The organism is Microbacterium sp. P5_E9, assembly GCF_054049175.1.
In genome coordinates this window covers 1-540 of record NZ_JBFUMV010000137.1, presented here as the reverse complement: position 1 = coordinate 540, position 540 = coordinate 1, and the positions used below count along the sequence as shown (strand labels likewise).

The 540-nt window shown below is 67.2% G+C and carries 2 protein-coding genes; one reads left to right on the top strand and one right to left on the bottom strand.

Annotated features, from left to right (window positions below):
• A partial coding sequence (locus ACXJ3V_RS20655; RefSeq protein WP_457102226.1) for a YidB family protein occupies window positions 1-364 on the top strand: 364 nt, incomplete at its 5' end.
• On the opposite strand, the gene ACXJ3V_RS20650 is transcribed toward ACXJ3V_RS20655, so the two are convergent.
• Window positions 357-540 (bottom strand): hypothetical protein (locus tag ACXJ3V_RS20650; protein ID WP_457102225.1); only part of this gene is annotated, 184 nt, incomplete at its 5' end. The two genes, ACXJ3V_RS20655 and ACXJ3V_RS20650, sit on opposite strands and share 8 nt — an antisense overlap.

The following is a 540-nucleotide window of genomic DNA, read 5'->3' as shown; positions in this document are numbered from 1 at the left end:
GCTGCCCGTAGTGCTCAGCATGTTGAGCCAGCGCGGCCGGCAAGGCGGTAGCGCGGCCGGTGGCCTGGGCGGCATCGGCGACCTGATCGGCCAGTTCACGCAGAAGGGCTACGGTCAACAGGCCGACTCATGGGTCGGCACCGGCGCGAACGAGGCTCTGCCGCCACATGCCATCGACGAGGTCTTGGGCCACGACCAGTTGCACCGCATCGCGCAGCAGGCGGGCATGGGCGACGACGAGGCGCGCAGCGGCCTTTCGGAACTTCTGCCGGATGTGGTCGACCATTTCACGCCCGGCGGCAGCATGCCCGAAGACGACCAGCTCTCGGAGAGCGTGGACGACTATCTGCGGCGGCTCACATAGCAGCTGATTGCGGGGCGGCGATCGAGACCCGGCGCAGCCCGGTGGTCTCGCTGGCAAGGTCTTCGCGGAGCATGCAAAGTTTCAGGAGCCGCATGCCAACGGGCGAGAAAAGCCGCGCGCGGCAACCACGCCTGAGCGAGAGGTGCATCAAAGGGGCTCGTTGTTCGCTCAGGATG